The 14,020-nt window shown below is 74.0% G+C and carries 14 protein-coding genes and 1 tRNA gene; 11 read left to right on the top strand and 4 right to left on the bottom strand.

Annotated elements, in window-relative coordinates:
* Nucleotides 1-16 precede the first annotated feature (16 nt).
* Together HCC30_RS19080 and HCC30_RS19075 are read right to left on the bottom strand one after the other, a co-directional pair.
* Nucleotides 17-1,291 carry an MFS transporter gene (locus HCC30_RS19080; protein ID WP_169443939.1) on the bottom strand — a complete coding sequence of 425 codons (1,275 nt, stop codon included), beginning with the start codon at nt 1,289-1,291 and terminating at the stop codon, nt 17-19.
* 147 nt (nt 1,292-1,438) lie between these two features.
* Nucleotides 1,439-2,548, bottom strand: coding sequence for an Lrp/AsnC family transcriptional regulator (locus HCC30_RS19075; protein ID WP_169443812.1), 1,110 nt, complete (start codon nt 2,546-2,548; stop codon nt 1,439-1,441).
* A 232-nt stretch (nt 2,549-2,780) separates the two neighbouring features.
* On the opposite strand from HCC30_RS19075, the gene HCC30_RS19070 reads away from it, so the two are divergent.
* Nucleotides 2,781-4,145 carry an MFS transporter gene (locus HCC30_RS19070; RefSeq protein ID WP_169443811.1) on the top strand — a complete coding sequence of 455 codons (1,365 nt, stop codon included), beginning with the start codon at nt 2,781-2,783 and terminating at the stop codon, nt 4,143-4,145.
* Nucleotides 4,146-4,197: 52 nt separating this feature from the next.
* Nucleotides 4,198-5,388, top strand: a complete 1,191-nt coding sequence (locus tag HCC30_RS19065; RefSeq protein ID WP_169443810.1) for a M20 family metallopeptidase — start codon at nt 4,198-4,200, stop codon at nt 5,386-5,388.
* Nucleotides 5,389-5,440: 52 nt separating this feature from the next.
* On the opposite strand, the gene HCC30_RS19060 is transcribed toward HCC30_RS19065, so the two are convergent.
* On the bottom strand, nt 5,441-6,325 hold the full coding sequence (locus HCC30_RS19060) for a class I SAM-dependent methyltransferase (protein ID WP_240979719.1): 885 nt from the start codon (nt 6,323-6,325) through the stop codon (nt 5,441-5,443).
* A gap of 174 nt (nt 6,326-6,499) precedes the next feature.
* A tRNA-Met gene (locus HCC30_RS19055) sits at nt 6,500-6,573 on the bottom strand.
* A gap of 219 nt (nt 6,574-6,792) precedes the next feature.
* Between HCC30_RS19055 and HCC30_RS19050 the strand changes: the two genes are divergently transcribed.
* The 9 genes from HCC30_RS19050 to HCC30_RS19010 all read left to right on the top strand — a co-directional run bounded on the left by HCC30_RS19050 (nt 6,793) and on the right by HCC30_RS19010 (nt 14,012).
* Complete coding sequence (locus tag HCC30_RS19050) at nt 6,793-7,029, top strand: chaplin (protein ID WP_169443809.1); 237 nt, start codon at nt 6,793-6,795, stop codon at nt 7,027-7,029.
* A 98-nt stretch (nt 7,030-7,127) separates the two neighbouring features.
* On the top strand, nt 7,128-7,526 hold the full coding sequence (locus HCC30_RS19045; RefSeq protein WP_169443808.1) for a rodlin: 399 nt from the start codon (nt 7,128-7,130) through the stop codon (nt 7,524-7,526).
* 206 nt (nt 7,527-7,732) lie between these two features.
* Nucleotides 7,733-9,490, top strand: coding sequence for an amidohydrolase (locus tag HCC30_RS19040; RefSeq protein ID WP_169443807.1), 1,758 nt, complete (start codon nt 7,733-7,735; stop codon nt 9,488-9,490).
* A gap of 51 nt (nt 9,491-9,541) precedes the next feature.
* Nucleotides 9,542-10,006 (top strand): DUF6153 family protein, encoded by a 465-nt coding sequence (locus tag HCC30_RS19035; RefSeq protein ID WP_346776694.1) that lies wholly within the window; start codon nt 9,542-9,544, stop codon nt 10,004-10,006.
* Nucleotides 10,007-10,121: 115 nt separating this feature from the next.
* Nucleotides 10,122-10,772, top strand: coding sequence for a DUF305 domain-containing protein (locus HCC30_RS19030; RefSeq protein WP_169443806.1), 651 nt, complete (start codon nt 10,122-10,124; stop codon nt 10,770-10,772).
* Between the two features lie 74 nt (nt 10,773-10,846).
* Entirely contained in the window at nt 10,847-12,055 is a 1,209-nt protein-coding gene (locus tag HCC30_RS19025; protein WP_169443805.1) for a saccharopine dehydrogenase NADP-binding domain-containing protein, read from the top strand.
* A 140-nt stretch (nt 12,056-12,195) separates the two neighbouring features.
* Nucleotides 12,196-12,666: a VOC family protein gene (locus HCC30_RS19020; protein WP_169443804.1), complete on the top strand. Its 471-nt coding sequence runs from the start codon at nt 12,196-12,198 to the stop codon at nt 12,664-12,666.
* Nucleotides 12,667-12,868: 202 nt separating this feature from the next.
* Nucleotides 12,869-13,108 carry a hypothetical protein gene (locus tag HCC30_RS19015; protein WP_169443803.1) on the top strand — a complete coding sequence of 80 codons (240 nt, stop codon included), beginning with the start codon at nt 12,869-12,871 and terminating at the stop codon, nt 13,106-13,108.
* 121 nt (nt 13,109-13,229) lie between these two features.
* Nucleotides 13,230-14,012 carry a PTS sugar transporter subunit IIA gene (locus tag HCC30_RS19010; RefSeq protein WP_169443802.1) on the top strand — a complete coding sequence of 261 codons (783 nt, stop codon included), beginning with the start codon at nt 13,230-13,232 and terminating at the stop codon, nt 14,010-14,012.
* Nucleotides 14,013-14,020: the final 8 nt, after the last annotated feature.

The following is a 14,020-nucleotide window of genomic DNA, read 5'->3' as shown; positions in this document are numbered from 1 at the left end:
GTCCGTGGTGCCCGGCTCACTCGCGCAGCGGGTGCCGGTGGTCGTCGCGGCGCAGCGTCAGCAGCGCCGGCACGCTGACGGCGCAGGCCGCGGCCGCGTAGTACGCGGGGACGTCGGCGCTGCCCGTCCGGTTGATCAGCTCGGTGACGACGAGCCCGGCGCAGCCCGAGAAGACCGCGTTGGCCAGCGAGTACGCCAGCCCCAGCCCCGTGCACCGCACCCGCGTGGGGAACATCTCCGCCAGCATCGCGGGCCCGGGCCCCGCCATCAGCCCCACGACGGCACCCGCCACCGCCAGCGCCGCACCCCGCGCGGCCGTCGAGGCGCCCGGGTCCTGCACGAGCCGCAGCAGCGGGAACGCGGTCACGACCACGAGCCCGGCCCCCGCCAGCATCACCGCGCGGCGCCCGAACCGGTCGCTGAGCAGACCGGCGGGCAGGATCGCCGCCGCGAACCCGGCGTTCGCGAACACCGTGGCCAGCAGGGCCTGCTGGAAACTCGCGTCCAGCGTGCTCTGCAGATACGACGGCAGCACCACCAGGAAGGTGTAGCCCGCCGCCGACCACCCCATGAGCCGCCCGGCCCCCAGCACGATCGCCGCCGCCAGCACCCGGCCCCCGGGCTTCGGCCCCGCCTCCGGCACCTCCTGCCGCCGGGTGTACGACGGGGTCTCCTCCAGCCGCAGCCGCAGCCACAGGGCCGCGAGACCGAGCGGCAGCGTCAGCAGGAACGGCAGCCGCCACGCCCACGACTCCAGCGCCGCCTCGGACACCACAGCGGCCAGCACCGCCGCCACCCCCGCGCCCCCGAGCAGCCCCAGCGCCACCGTCAGCGACTGCCAGGCCCCGTACAGGCCGCGCCGGCCCGGCGGCGCGAACTCCGTCATCAGCGACACCGCGCCGCCGAACTCCCCGCCCGCGGACAGCCCTTGGACCACCCGCAGCAGCGTCAGCAGCCAGGGCGCCGCCGCGCCCGCGGTCGCGTACGTCGGCAGCAGCCCGATCAGCGTCGTCGCGGCCGTCATCAGGCCGACGACGAGGATCAGCGTCGGCCGCCGCCCGTACCGGTCACCGAAGCGGCCGAACAGGGCCGCGCCCACCGGCCGGAAGAAGAACGCCAGCGCGAACGCGGCGTACGTCTTCACCAGCCCCTCGACGCCGCTGCCGCCCTCGGGCGTGAAGAACTGTGCGGCGATGACCGTCGCGAAGTACCCGTAGACCCCGAACTCGTACCACTCGATGAAGTTCCCGACCGAGCCGGCGAGCAGGGCACGGCGGTGCTGCGGGAGCACCGCACCCTTCCCGGCCCCGTCTTCGGTTCCGGTCTGTTCGGGAGCGGCCACGGGCGCCTCCTCGGTCCTCGGGCGGCCGGCCCGTACGCGGCCGGGAAAGGAGCTTCGGCCAGGACGGGCCCGGGAGCAAGGCCCGCGACGCGGACGTCACCCCGGGATGCCGGCCCACACGTCGACCGGTACCACGCCCGTGGCCCGGCCGCCCGGGCCGACCAGGTGGCCCATCAGCTTCGTCTGCCGCAGCGCGATGGCCCGGTCGACCAGCGTCAGGAACGGCAGCCGCTCCGCGAGCTGCGCCTCCAGCCGCTGCACATCGGCGACCGACCGCAGCCAGACCGTGAACAGCAGGTTGTTCGGCCCCGTCACACAGGCGCACAGCCGCACCTCGGCCAGCGACAGCAGCCCGCGCGCCGCCGTCTCCAGCTGCGCCGGCGGCACCTGGGCCCACAGCGTCGCCGACACCGGCCACTCGGTCAGCTCCCGCGCCACCTCGCAGCGGAGCATCAGATCGTGCCCCTCGGTCAGCCGGGTCAGCCTGCGCCGCACGGTCGTCGCGCTGAGCCCCGTCACCTCGGCCAGCCGCGCCACGCTGCGCCGGCCGTCCTCCGAGGTCGCCGGGAACAGCGCGCGCGAGGCCGGGTCCAGCGGCGGGAACGGCTCGGCCGGGCGCGCGGCGGCCCGCGCGGGACGGGCCGGCGCGGCCGTCTCCCCGAGCCGCCGCTGCTGCGCCTCGCTCAGGGAACGCAGCCGCCAGCGGCTGCCGTCGCCGAAGACCCGCGTCGTCAGCTGGGCCCGGGTCGCCACCACGCCCGGCAGCCGCGAGATCCGCTCCAGGATCAGCCGGGAGAGCGAGCCGAGGTCGGCGGTGAAGATGGTGATCAGCAGGTCCCGGCCGCCCGCCATGTGCTCCACGGTGACCACCTGCGGCACGGCCGCGAGCGAATCCGCCACCGACTCCACCTCGCCCGAGCGGCAGTCGATCTCGACCAGGGCCACCTCGATGCTCTGCTGGAGCCGCCGCCCCGGGTACGCCGTGATCCAGGCCCGGCCGGACGCGCGCAGCCGCTCCCACCGGCGCGCCACCGTCACCGGGTCCACCCCGAGCACCTCGCCGATCAGCGCCCACGGGGCACGGGGCGCGAGCTGCAACGCGTGGATCAGCGCCTCGTCGGCCGGGGTGAGCGGCGCCGGGGGACCACTTGAGGAAGTGGCCGGATCGATGGGTGACTCCGGACGGGACGGGTCGTGATCCTGCATAGAGTCCCTGCTCGATGGTGGAAACCTGCGTATCGGGCGGGGAATCTTCTCAGCCACCGCCCGCCGCGGCCACTGTAGGCCCTCGTTCCGGCCACCCGGAGTTCACCGCCCCGCCGCACGCCCCGCGACCGGCCACCGGCACCCCGCACGGCACCGCCCGCTCCGCGCCGCGAACCCGCACACCACCACCCCCCGCGCGAACCCCGATGAGTACAGACGAGAAGAGGTGCGTATGGCCACGCCCCGCACGGCACACGAGGCCGGGACCCCGGAACCCGGCCCCGGACCGGCCGCAGGCCCCGACGGCCCCGCGGCCGCGCCCGCCTCCAACGGCCGCCGCGAACTGCTCGCCGGCACGGTCGGCGGCGTCGTCGAGTCCTTCGACTGGACGATCTACGCCGTGCTCGCGCCCTACTTCGCCGCCCAGATGTTCCCCGGCGACGACCCCGTCACCAAGGTCCTCGGCGCCTACCTCGGCTTCGCCGTCGGCTTCGTCGTCCGCCCCTTCGGCTCGTACGTGATGGGCCGGATCAGCGACAGCAGGGGCCGCCGCTTCGGGCTGATGCTGTCCATGGGCCTGATATCCGGCGCCTCCTTCCTCATCGCGGCGCTGCCCACGGCGCAGAGCATCGGCATGCTGGCGCCCGCGCTGCTCGTCGTGCTCCGGCTCGTCCAGGGACTGTCGATGGGCGGCGAGAACCCCAGCGTCGCCGCGTACATCACCGAGACCGCGCCCAAGCGGCTCCGCTTCCTCTACAGCGGCATCTCGTACGGCGGGATCATCCTCGGCAACATCCTCTGCTTCGGCGTCCTGACGCTGCTGCTCACCGTGCTCGGCGAGGACGGCGTCGCGGACGGCGGCTGGCGCGCCGGATTCGTCGTCGCCGGACTGCTCGGACTCGCCTCGCTGTGGGTGCGCCGCGCCGCCGACGAGTCGGAGGAGTTCACCCGCAGCAGCGAGCGTGCGGAGACCGAGACGCCCGCCGCCGCCCGCGCCGAACGCCGCCGGCTGTACGCCGGTTCGGCACGCAACATGACGGCCGTCTTCCTGATGACCCTCGGCGTCACCGTCAGCTACTACCTCGGCACCACCTACCTCCCGCAGTACGCCGAGAACCTCGGCCTCACCTCGGGCGCCGCCGGCACCGGCGGCATGATCGCGCCGCTGCTGCTGCTCATCGCGGCCATGGCCGGCGCCGGGATCGTCGCGGACCGGACGGGCCCCGCGGGCGCCTTCCGCGCGGGCACGGCACTGCTGGCCCTCCTCACGGTGCCGGTCTTCTCGCTCATGGGCAGCGGAGTCCTGCCCGTCTGGGCCGCCACCGTGCTCCAGCTGCTCTGCCTCGCCGCGCCGCTCGCGCTGGCCAACGTCCTCTTCGCGCGGCTCTTCCCGGTCCGCATCCGGGTCGTCGCCATGGGCCTGCCGTTCACGCTCGCCACCGGGCTCTTCGGCGGCACCTTCCCGCTGCTCGCCGAGGCGCTGACCGCGAACGGCCGGATCGGGCTCGTGCCCTGGTGCGCCGCGCTCGCCGCCGCCGTCTCCTTCGGCGCCTCCTTCCTCGCCCGCGAACCGGTACGGGAGACTGCCGCATCCTGACCGGCCACCACCCGACGACCGCCCGCACCCCACACCACCAGGAGCATCACGCATGAACCTGCTCGAGGACGCCCGCGCTCTCCAAGGCGACCTGGTCCAGCTGCGCCGCACCCTGCACCGCGCGCCCGAGACCGGCCTCGACCTGCCCCGCACCCAGGAGACCGTGCTCTCCGCGATCGACGGCCTGGGCCTGGAGGTCACCACGGGCCGCGGACTCAGCTCCGTCACCGGAGTCCTGCGCGGCGCCCGGCCCGGGCCGACGGTGCTGCTGCGCGGCGACATGGACGCGCTGCCCGTCGCCGAACGCACCGGCCTCGACTACGCCTCCGACAACGGCCGGATGCACGCCTGCGGCCACGACCTGCACACCGCCATGCTCGCCGGCTCCGCACGGCTCCTCGCCCAGCACCGGGACCGGCTCGCGGGCGACGTGGTCTTCATGTTCCAGCCCGGCGAGGAGGGCTTCGACGGGGCCCGCCACATGGTCGGGGAGGGCGTGCTCGACGCCTCCGGCTCCCGGGCCGAGGCGGCCTACGCGCTGCACGTCATGTCCGCCGGCACCGGCCGCGGCCGGTTCACCACCCGCGGCGGGCCCGCCATGGCCGCGTCCAACGTCCTGACGGTGACCGTGCGCGGCGCCGGCGGCCACGGGTCGATGCCGCACCGCGCCAAGGACCCGGTCCAGCCCGCCTGCGAGATGGTCACCGCGCTCCAGGCGTGGATCACCCGCACCTTCGACGTCTTCGACCCCGTCGTCCTCAGCGTCGGCACCTTCCACGCGGGCACGCAGCAGAACGTCATCCCGGAGACGGCCACCTTCGAGGCGACCGTCCGCTCCTTCTCGCCCCGGGCCCAGGCTCTGGTCAAGGACGGCACGGTGCGGGTCTGCGAGGGCATCGCCGCCGCGTACGGCGTCCGCGCCGAGGCCCGCTTCGACGAGCTGTACCCCGTCACCGTCAACGACGAGGCCGAGGCCGCCTACGTCGCCCGCACCGTCGCCGAACTGCACGGCGAGGAGCGGTTCGAGCCGATGGCCCAGCCGCTGTCCGGCTCCGAGGACTTCTCCCGCGTCCTCGACGGCGTCCCGGGCGCCATGGTCGTCCTCGGCGCGGCCCCCGAGGGCGCCGACCCGGACACCAGCCCCAACAACCACTCCCCGTACGCCGCCTTCGACGACGGCGTGCTCGCCGACGGCGCCGCCCTCTACGCCCGCCTCGCCGCCGACCGCCTCACCGCGGCCTGACCCGGGCAGGCCCCGCGCGGGGACGGGCGCGCCCGCCCGTCCCCGCCGCCGCTCAGCCCGCCGTCTCCGGCTTGCGCACCAGCGTCAGGTAGTAGTCGACGTGGTCCCGGCAGAAGGTGCGGAACGGGTCCATCAGCGGGTCCGTGTGCGCCGTCGCCTCCGCGCCGAAGCGCTCCTCGATCTCCGCCCGCCGGTCCTTGTAGAGCGTGCACATCAACTCGGCGGTCAGCGCCGCGTTCGAGCTCATGTTCCGGATCTCCGTCACCTCGAAGCCCGCGGGCCCGACCTCCGACAGCAGCGTCGCGAAGCTCGTCGGCGCCGGGCTGCACCACAGCTGCGTGTACGCGTCCACCTGCTCCTCGGAGGGCGAGCCGCGCAGCGCGAAGTCGGTGAACAGGAAGTACCCGCCCGGCCGCAGCACCCGGTACGCCTCCCGCAGCGCGGCGGCCCGGTCCGCCAGGTGCGGGAAGCAGTCGATGGCCCAGGCGGCGTCGAACGAGCCGTCCCCGTAGGCGAGTTCCATCGCGTTGCCGTACGCGAACGTCACCCGGTCCGCGAGCCCCGCCGTACGCGCCGCCTCCACGCACCGGTCCAGATGGCGCTTGCTGACGGTCACCCCGGTGACCCGCCCGCCGCTCCGCCGGGCCAGCCGCACGGCCGGGTCGCCGGTGCCGCAGCCGATGTCGAGCAGATGCCCGTCGGGCGCCAGGCCGATGGTGTCGATGAGATGGTCGGTCTGCCGGTCCTGCGCGTGGTCGGCGAGGGCGACGAGATCGGCCACCCGCTGGTGCTTGCCGTGCGGCACGAACATGCCGATGTGCACGGCGCTGTCGCCGAGCAGCATCGCCAGCATGTCGCCGAACCGGTCGTACATGGCGCCGACTTCCTCCGGAGTCGGCGCCGGCTGCCTGCGGGACGAGTGGTGCGTCGCTGCCATGGAGTACCCCCCAAGTCGACTGCGGCAGTGGGCTCCTGCCGCCCCGGACGCTAACCCCGCCACGCACCGGCCGACAGGGCGCCGATCAGCCAACCCCGGGGGAGAGGGGAGGCACGGGGGAACACGAAAAAGACGGAGGGCCCGGCAGATGATGCCGGGCCCTCCGTCGATCAGTAGCGGGGACAGGATTTGAACCTGCGACCTCTGGGTTATGAGCCCAGCGAGCTACCGAGCTGCTCCACCCCGCGGCGATGAGCACAACTGTACGACATCGCTCCCGGCGCACGGAAATCGGCCGTCCGGCCCCGTACGCGGCCCCGGCCGCCGTGCCCCGTACGGCTCCGCGCCGGGCCCGTGGCGCCCGCCGCCGCGCGGACCGCGCCCACGGCCGGAGCAATCTGGCTTGCACCCCGGCGTGCGCTGATCTCATCACCTTGTACAGCAAGCACTCTTCTCAGGGAGTACCCATGCGTATGCGCACCGCGATCGCCGCCGGAGCCTTTGCCACCGCAGCCGTGCTCGGCAGCGCCGGGTCGGCCGTCGCCGACTCCGGGGCCCAGGGCGGCGCCTCGAAGTCGCCGGGCGTCCTCTCCGGCAACGTCGTCCAGCTGCCGATCCACGTTCCGGTCAACGCCTGCGGCAACACCGTCAACGTGATCGGCCTGCTCAACCCCGCCTTCGGCAACACCTGCACCAACTCGTGACACCCACCGCGCCCCCGGGGCCCCGTCCCCGGGGGCGCGGCCGGTCACCGGTCCCACCCCTCACCGCGCGCGGCAGGCGCGCACCCGTCAGGAGAGACATGCGTACCAGAACCGTCATGGCGTCCGTCACCCTCGCCGCTTCCGCCCTGCTGATGACCACCGGCACCACGGCCGCCTTCGCCGACGGCACCGGAAGCGTCACCGGCAACGGCTCCACCAGCTCCCACGGCAACTCCGCCACCAACGGCAAGATGAGCCCGCAGCTCGGCCTCGTCCAGGGCTCGCTGAACAAGCCCTGCGTCGGTGTGGCGGGCAAGGTCAACGTCGGGTCGCTGGTCGGGCTCATCCCGATCACCGTCCAGGACGTCAACGTCCTCTCCAACCCGCAGAACCAGCAGTGCACCGAGAACTCGACGCAGGCCAAGGGCGACGAGTCCCTGTCGCACCTGCTCGACGACACCTCCGTGCTCTCCAAGAACGGCAACGGCAACGGCTGACCCGTTCCCCGCGTCACCCGGCGACGCCCCCGCGGACGGCCCCTGCGGCCGCTCCACGGGGGCGTCGCCCGTGTCGGGGACCGGGAGCGGGAGACGCGGGGCCTTGAAGTGCCGCCGCCCGCGCGGTAGATGTCTGCCCCCTGCACCATTCGCCGCCGACCGGCGGGCGCTCCGCGCGGGCGCCGTCCGACGGCCGTGGAGAAGAGGTGAGCAGATTGCAGATCGGCAGACGCGGACTGCTGCGGACGGCGGGTGCGGCGGCCGGACTCGCCGCCGTCCCGGCGGGAGCAGCCTCCGCCCTCCCGCGCACCCGGGCCGCGGGCCCCGTACCCCAGGACCCGCCGCCGGACCGGGGGCCGGGCGAGGGGAAGGGGCCGTTCGGGACCCTCGTGATCCGCGGCGTGAACATCGTCGTCGGCCGGGACGGGAAGGTGCGCGGGCCCGTCGACATCGTCGTCCGGCGGGACCGGATCACCGACATCCTGCCCGCCGGGCAGCCGGGCCGTGCGCTGCGCCCCGGCAGGCCGCCGCACGGGGCCGACCACGAGATCGACGCCACCGGCATGTGGGCGCTCCCCGGATTCGTCGACGAGCACGCCCACACCGGCGAGGGCGGCACGCCCCGCACGTACGCGTACAAGCTCTGGCTCGCGCACGGGGTGACGACGGTGCGCGGGGTCTCGCTCGGGGAGAACGCCGACGTCGTCGAGGACCGGCGGCGGGCCGAGCGGCACGAGATCGTCGCGCCGCGCCTCGTCAACTACCAGACGCCGGGCAGCGGTTGGTCCCACGGGGAGGTCGACTCGCCGGAGCGGGCCCGGGCGTGGACCCGGTGGGCGGCCCGCAACGGGGTCGACGGCATCAAGTTCTTCGGCGAGGGGCCCTACGGCCGGCCCGAGATCGCCGCCGCCATCGAGGAGGCCGGGCGGCACGGCCTGGGCACGACCATGCACCACTCGCCGCCGATCTACCCGCAGCTGAACGCGCGGGAGACCGGCCGGCTCGGGCTCGGCACCGTCACCCACTTCTACGGGCACTTCGAGGCGCTGCTCAAGCGGGGCCGCGAGCACCCGAAGCCGCCGGACTACGACTACCGGGACGAGGCCGCGCGCTGGCGCGAGGTGGCCAAGGTCGTCCGGTACACCCACGCACCCGGCTCCCGTCAGTGGTGGGACTACCTGAAGGAACAGCGGGACAACGGCGTCACGTTCGGACCGACCATGACCGTCTACCTCGCGGGCCGCGACCTGAAGCGGGCCCGCGGCCTGGAGTGGCACCCGCGCTTCGTGATGCCCTCGCTGTGGAAGTTCTGGGAGCCCAGCCCGAAGGCGCACGGCTCCTTCTACTACGACTGGAACACCGCGGACGAGGTCAGCTGGAAGCGCTTCTACCAGCAGTACCTGCGGCTGGTGCACGACTACGCCTCCCTCGGCGGCCGGATCGCCGGCGGCACCGACCCGGGCTTCATCTACAACCTGTACGGATTCGCCAACGTCCAGGAGCTGGAGATGCTCCAGGAGGCGGGACTGCGTCCCGTCGAGGCGATCGAGGCGATGACGTGGAACACCGCGCGGACCCTCGCGGAACCCGGCGGGGAGCGTGCCGAGTACGGGCTGCTGGAGGAGGGCATGGGCGCCGACATCGCCGTCGTCCCGGAGAACCCGCTGGAGGACCTCGGCACCCTCTACGGCACCGGAGTCGCCAGGCTGGACAAGGAGAGCGGCGACATCCGGCGGATCGGCGGCGTGCGGTGGACCGTCCGGGGCGGGGTCGTCTACGACGCCAAGAAGCTGCTCGCCGACGTGGCGGACATGGTCGCCGCGCAGAAGGAGGCGGGCGGCTGCGAGGGCACCGATGCCGACTGGAGCACCGCGGGTCCCTGCGGCGGCAGTCCCGGCGCGGACATCCCGCGCCCGGCCCGGCCCTCGGACACGGCGGCGCCGCTGCCCTCCGGGACGGGGTGAGGTCCCGGCGCGGTGCGCCGGGTGTCACCGAAGCTGGTTAGGATGTGCCGCGTGAGTGTCGACGGGCAGTGCCACAGGGAGCGGCGGCCCAGGCCGCGCGGCCTGGCGCTGCTCGTCCTCGCGCTCCTGACCGGGCTGCTCGGCATGCACGGGCTCGTCCCCGGCGGCCTGCCCGAGCCCACCCCCGCGCACGCGGCACCGGCCCACGCGGGGCAGGCGGCGGAAGGCGAGCACCCCGCACCCGTACGGGACTCCTCCGCCGAGCACGCCGCGAACGGACCGGCCGGGCAGTGCCATTCCGGCCCCGACGACCCGGACAACCCGCGGCACGGCCAGCACGCGGACGACATGTGCGCCTCCGGCGGGATCGCCGGCGCACCCGTCCTGCCCGCGCTCGCCGCCTCCGTGGGCTCGCCCCGCGCGGACGGGACGGCGGTGCCCGGGCCCGTGACGCACGCGTCCAGCGGGTCGCGCGCGCCGCCCACCCTGGAAGAACTCCAACTCCTGCGGATCTAGAGGCACCTCACGGCGCCGCGCCCTCCCTGCGTACGCCCGACCGGTGGCCGTACGTACCGCCGCGCCGTGTGCGGACATGCCTCGAACATTCACGATCAGCAGGAGAAACCTCACCATGAATCAGCAGCACACCGGCCGGAAGCAGCTCCGTCGCGCGGCCGTCGCGGTCTCCACCGTCGCCGCCGCGCTCGTCCTCGCCGCCTGCGGCGGCTCCGGGGAGTCCGGCTCGGACGCGGGGGAGAAGAGCAAGAGCGAGCAGAGCGCGGGCCAGAGCAAGGGCGCCGAGGCCAACGCCGCGGACAAGGCCTTCGCGAGCGGCATGATCCCGCACCACAAGCAGGCGGTCGAGATGTCCGAACTCGCCCACAGCCGCTCGGACTCGGAGCAGGTGAAGAAGCTCGCCACCGAGATCGAGGACGCCCAGGGCCCGGAGATCGAGAAGCTGTCCGGCTGGCTGAAGGCGTGGGGCGAGAAGGTCCCGGGCGAGGGTCACGAGGGCATGGACCACGGCAGCATGGACCATGGCGACGGGATGTCGGGGATGATGACCGACAAGCAGATGGAGGAGCTGAAGAAGTCCTCCGGCGCGGACTTCGACAAGCAGTTCCTCGCCATGATGGTCGAGCACCACGAGGGCGCCGTCGAGATGGCCAAGAAGGAGAAGGCCGACGGTGCCTACGGTCCGGCCAAGAAGCTCGCCGACGAGATCATCTCGGCGCAGAAGTCCGAGATCGATCAGATGAACACGATCCTCGGCAAGGACTGACCCGGCGCGGGACGACGGCCGGAGCCCCGGGGCGCGTCCCCGGGGCTCCGGCCGTGTCTGGTCCAATGGCCGCCATGGCTGACACCCACGGCCCCGGTGCCGCATCCCAACGCCCCTACGACATCGTCCTGTTCGGGGCGACCGGCTTCGTCGGAGAGCTGACCGCCCGCTACCTCGCCGCGCACGCGCCCGAAGGACTCCGCTGGGCGCTGGCCGGCCGGAACTCCGGGAAGCTGGCGGAGCTGCGCGGCCGCCTCGCCAAGGCGTACCCGGAACGCCCCGGACTCGCCGAACTGCCGCTGCTGCACGCCGATTCCGGCGACCCGGAGTCGCTGCGCCGGATGGCCGCCGGGGCGCGGGCCGTCGCGACCACGGTCGGCCCGTACATCCGGTACGGGACGCCGCTCGTCGCCGCCTGCGCCGAGGCCGGTACGGACTACCTGGACCTGTGCGGCGAGCCCGAGTTCGTCGACCTGATGTACCTGCGCCACCACGAGCGGGCCCGGGAGAGCGGCGCCCGGCTGGTGCACGCCTGCGGTTTCGACTCGGTGCCGCACGACCTCGGGGCGCGCTTCACCGTCGAGCGGCTGCCCGAGGGCGTGCCGCTGCGGGTCGACGGCTACCTGCGCACCGACGCGCGCTTCTCCGGCGGCACCTTCGCCAGCGCGCTGACCGCCTTCTCCCGCTTCGACCGGATGGCGCGCACGGCGCGGGAGCGGCGCGCGGCGGAGCCCGCGCCCGCCGGGCGCAGGGTGCGCACCCCCGTCGGCACGGTGCGCCGCGAGCGGGAACTGGGCGGCTGGGCCGTGCCGTTGCCGACCATCGACCCGCAGGTGGTGGGCCGTTCCGCCGCCGCGCTGGAGCGGTACGGGCCCGAGTTCACCTACCGGCACCACGCGCTGGTGCGCCGGCTGCCCGTCGCCGTCGGTGGTCTCGCGGGTGCCGGTGCGGCCTTCGCGCTGGCCCAGCACCCGGCGACGCGGCGCATGCTCTCCGCCCGGCTCGCGCCCGGCGAGGGCCCGGACGAGGAGCGCCGGGCGCGCAGCTGGTTCACCGTCCGGTTCGTCGGCGAGGGCGGCGGACGGCGGGTGGTGACCGAGGTGTCCGGCGGCGACCCGGGGTACGGCGAGACCGCGAAGATCCTCGCCGAGGCCGCCCTCAGCCTCACCTGCGACGAGCTGCCCGCCACCGCGGGCCAGGTCACCCCGGCGGTGGCGATGGGCGAGGCGCTCACCGGGCGGCTGGTCCGGGCCGGCATCGGCTTCCGCGTACTGGAGGAGTGAGCCGCTCCGCGCTCCGGCGCTGATTTGCGGGCCCGCCCGTGGTCTGACTGATAGGGGATGTCTGCACATCGCCCGAGGGGAACCAGGGCCGCCCGGCCTCGCTCCGGGCGCCCGGTTCCGGGTCAGCGAAGGAGCGCGCCATGCAGAAGATCAGGACCAACATGTGGTTCGACGACCAGGCGGAGGAGGCGATCGCCTTCTACCTCTCGGTCTTCGGGGACGGCCGGGTGCACCACGTCCTGCGCAACACCGAGTCGAGCCCGGGCGGGACGGGGACGGTCGTCGCCGTCGAGTTCGAGCTGGCGGGACAGCAGTTCGTCGCCATCAACGGCGGCCCGTACACCACGTTCAACGACGCGATGTCGCTGGAGGTCCCGTGCGACACGCAGGACGAGGTGGACCACTACTGGAACCGGCTCACCGAGGGCGGCGAGGAGGTCCAGTGCGGCTGGCTGCACGACAGGTACGGGGTCTCCTGGCAGATCGTGCCGCGCCGGCTGCACGAGCTCCTGCGCGACCCGGACCGGGAGGCCGCCGACCGGGTCATGAAGGCGATGCTCGGCATGAAGAAGCTCGACATCCGGGCCCTGGAGGACGCCTACGGGAAGTGACCGTCACCCGGCGGCCCCGCCTCGGCCGGGCGGGTGATCGCGTACGGCGAAGTCCCGGACCCCGCGTGGAGCCGCTGCGGCTGCCGGTGCCGGGTGCTGGATGCTGGCCCGCAGCGCTCGCGGGGCGAGCGCGCCGGGACGGCCGCGAACCCACCGGCGGCCTCCGGATCCGGACCTCCCGCACAAGGAAGTGAGCTTTCTGATGGCCGAATGCGAAGTCTGCGGCAACGACTACTCGATGTCCTTCGAGGTGCGCGCCGCGGGCGTGACGCACACCTTCGACAGCTTCGAGTGCGCCGCCCAGAAGATGGCCCCCGTCTGCGACAACTGCCAGTGCCGCATCCTCGGCCACGGGCTGGAGTCCGACGGCCAGTTCTTCTGCTGCGCGCACTGCGCCCGCGTCGTCCAGGGGCAGACGACCCGGCTGCTCGACCACGCCTGACCGGGCCCTCCGGCCCAACTCCCCGCCCCTGCCCGTCCGTTCCGCTTTCCGTTCCCGCCGTGCGGTCCCGGCGTGCCCCTCGGCCGCGCCGGGCGGCGGGAGCCGTGCCACGATCCCTGTCATGGCAACACTGAGTGAACTCCTGCCCGTCGAGGCCATCCGGCTCGACGCCGAGGCGGACGACTGGACGGAAGCGGTACGGGCGGCGGGCGACCTGATGGCCGCCACCGGCACCAGTACCGGTGACTACACCGCCGAGATGATCGCGAACGTCGAGGAGAACGGGCCGTACATCGTCATCGCGCCCGGCCTCGCCTTCGCGCACGCGCGGCCGTCGCCCGCCGTGCACAGGACCGGGATGTCCTGGGTACGGCTGGCACGGCCGGTCGCGTTCGGGCACGAGGCGAACGATCCGGTGGAGCTCGTCGTCGGCCTCGCCGCACGGGAGTCCGCCGAGCACCAGGCCGCGATGGCGGCCCTCGCCCGCCTGCTGGCCGACCCGGCCACCGCCGACGCGCTGCGCGCCGCGCCCACCCCGGACGCGGTGCACGCGATCCTCTCGGGGGAAGGGGAGCGGGGCGCCTCGGCCGCCGGGCCCGCGCGCGGCGGGGGCCACGGGATGCACAAGATCCTGACCGTCTGCGGGAACGGGGTCGGTACCAGCCTCTTCCTCAAGAACACCCTGGAGCAGGTGCTCGACCGCTGGGGCTGGGGACCGTTCGTGACCGTCGAGGCCACGGACACCATCTCCGCCAAGGGCAAGGCCGGTGAGGCGGCCGCGATCCTCACCTCGCGGGAGATCGCCCGGACGCTCGGCGAGCTCGGCGTTCCGGTGCGCGTCGTCGAGGACTTCACCAGCGCCGCCGAGGTCGACCGCGTCCTCCGTACCACCTACGACGTCTGAGCAGGAGG

This window comes from Streptomyces sp. HNM0574, assembly GCF_012726235.1.
In the GTDB taxonomy this organism is placed as follows: Bacteria; Actinomycetota; Actinomycetes; order Streptomycetales; family Streptomycetaceae; genus Streptomyces.
This window is presented reverse-complemented; position numbering and strand designations above follow the sequence as displayed.

Bases quoted from the DNA above. Each gene is read 5' to 3' on its own strand.
- HCC30_RS19075 (WP_169443812.1), bottom strand. From the start codon at position 2,548: ATGCAGGATCACGACCCGTCCCGTCCGGAGTCACCCATCGATCCGGCC.
- HCC30_RS19025 (WP_169443805.1), top strand. From the start codon at position 10,847: ATGGCTGACACCCACGGCCCCGGTGCCGCATCCCAACGCCCCTACGAC.
- HCC30_RS19070 (WP_169443811.1), top strand. From the start codon at position 2,781: ATGGCCACGCCCCGCACGGCACACGAGGCCGGGACCCCGGAACCCGGC.
- HCC30_RS19045 (WP_169443808.1), top strand. From the start codon at position 7,128: ATGCGTACCAGAACCGTCATGGCGTCCGTCACCCTCGCCGCTTCCGCC.
- HCC30_RS19050 (WP_169443809.1), top strand. From the start codon at position 6,793: ATGCGTATGCGCACCGCGATCGCCGCCGGAGCCTTTGCCACCGCAGCC.
- HCC30_RS19010 (WP_169443802.1), top strand. From the start codon at position 13,230: ATGGCAACACTGAGTGAACTCCTGCCCGTCGAGGCCATCCGGCTCGAC.
- HCC30_RS19030 (WP_169443806.1), top strand. From the start codon at position 10,122: ATGAATCAGCAGCACACCGGCCGGAAGCAGCTCCGTCGCGCGGCCGTC.
- HCC30_RS19060 (WP_240979719.1), bottom strand. From the start codon at position 6,325: ATGGCAGCGACGCACCACTCGTCCCGCAGGCAGCCGGCGCCGACTCCG.
- HCC30_RS19065 (WP_169443810.1), top strand. From the start codon at position 4,198: ATGAACCTGCTCGAGGACGCCCGCGCTCTCCAAGGCGACCTGGTCCAG.
- HCC30_RS19020 (WP_169443804.1), top strand. From the start codon at position 12,196: ATGCAGAAGATCAGGACCAACATGTGGTTCGACGACCAGGCGGAGGAG.
- HCC30_RS19015 (WP_169443803.1), top strand. From the start codon at position 12,869: ATGGCCGAATGCGAAGTCTGCGGCAACGACTACTCGATGTCCTTCGAG.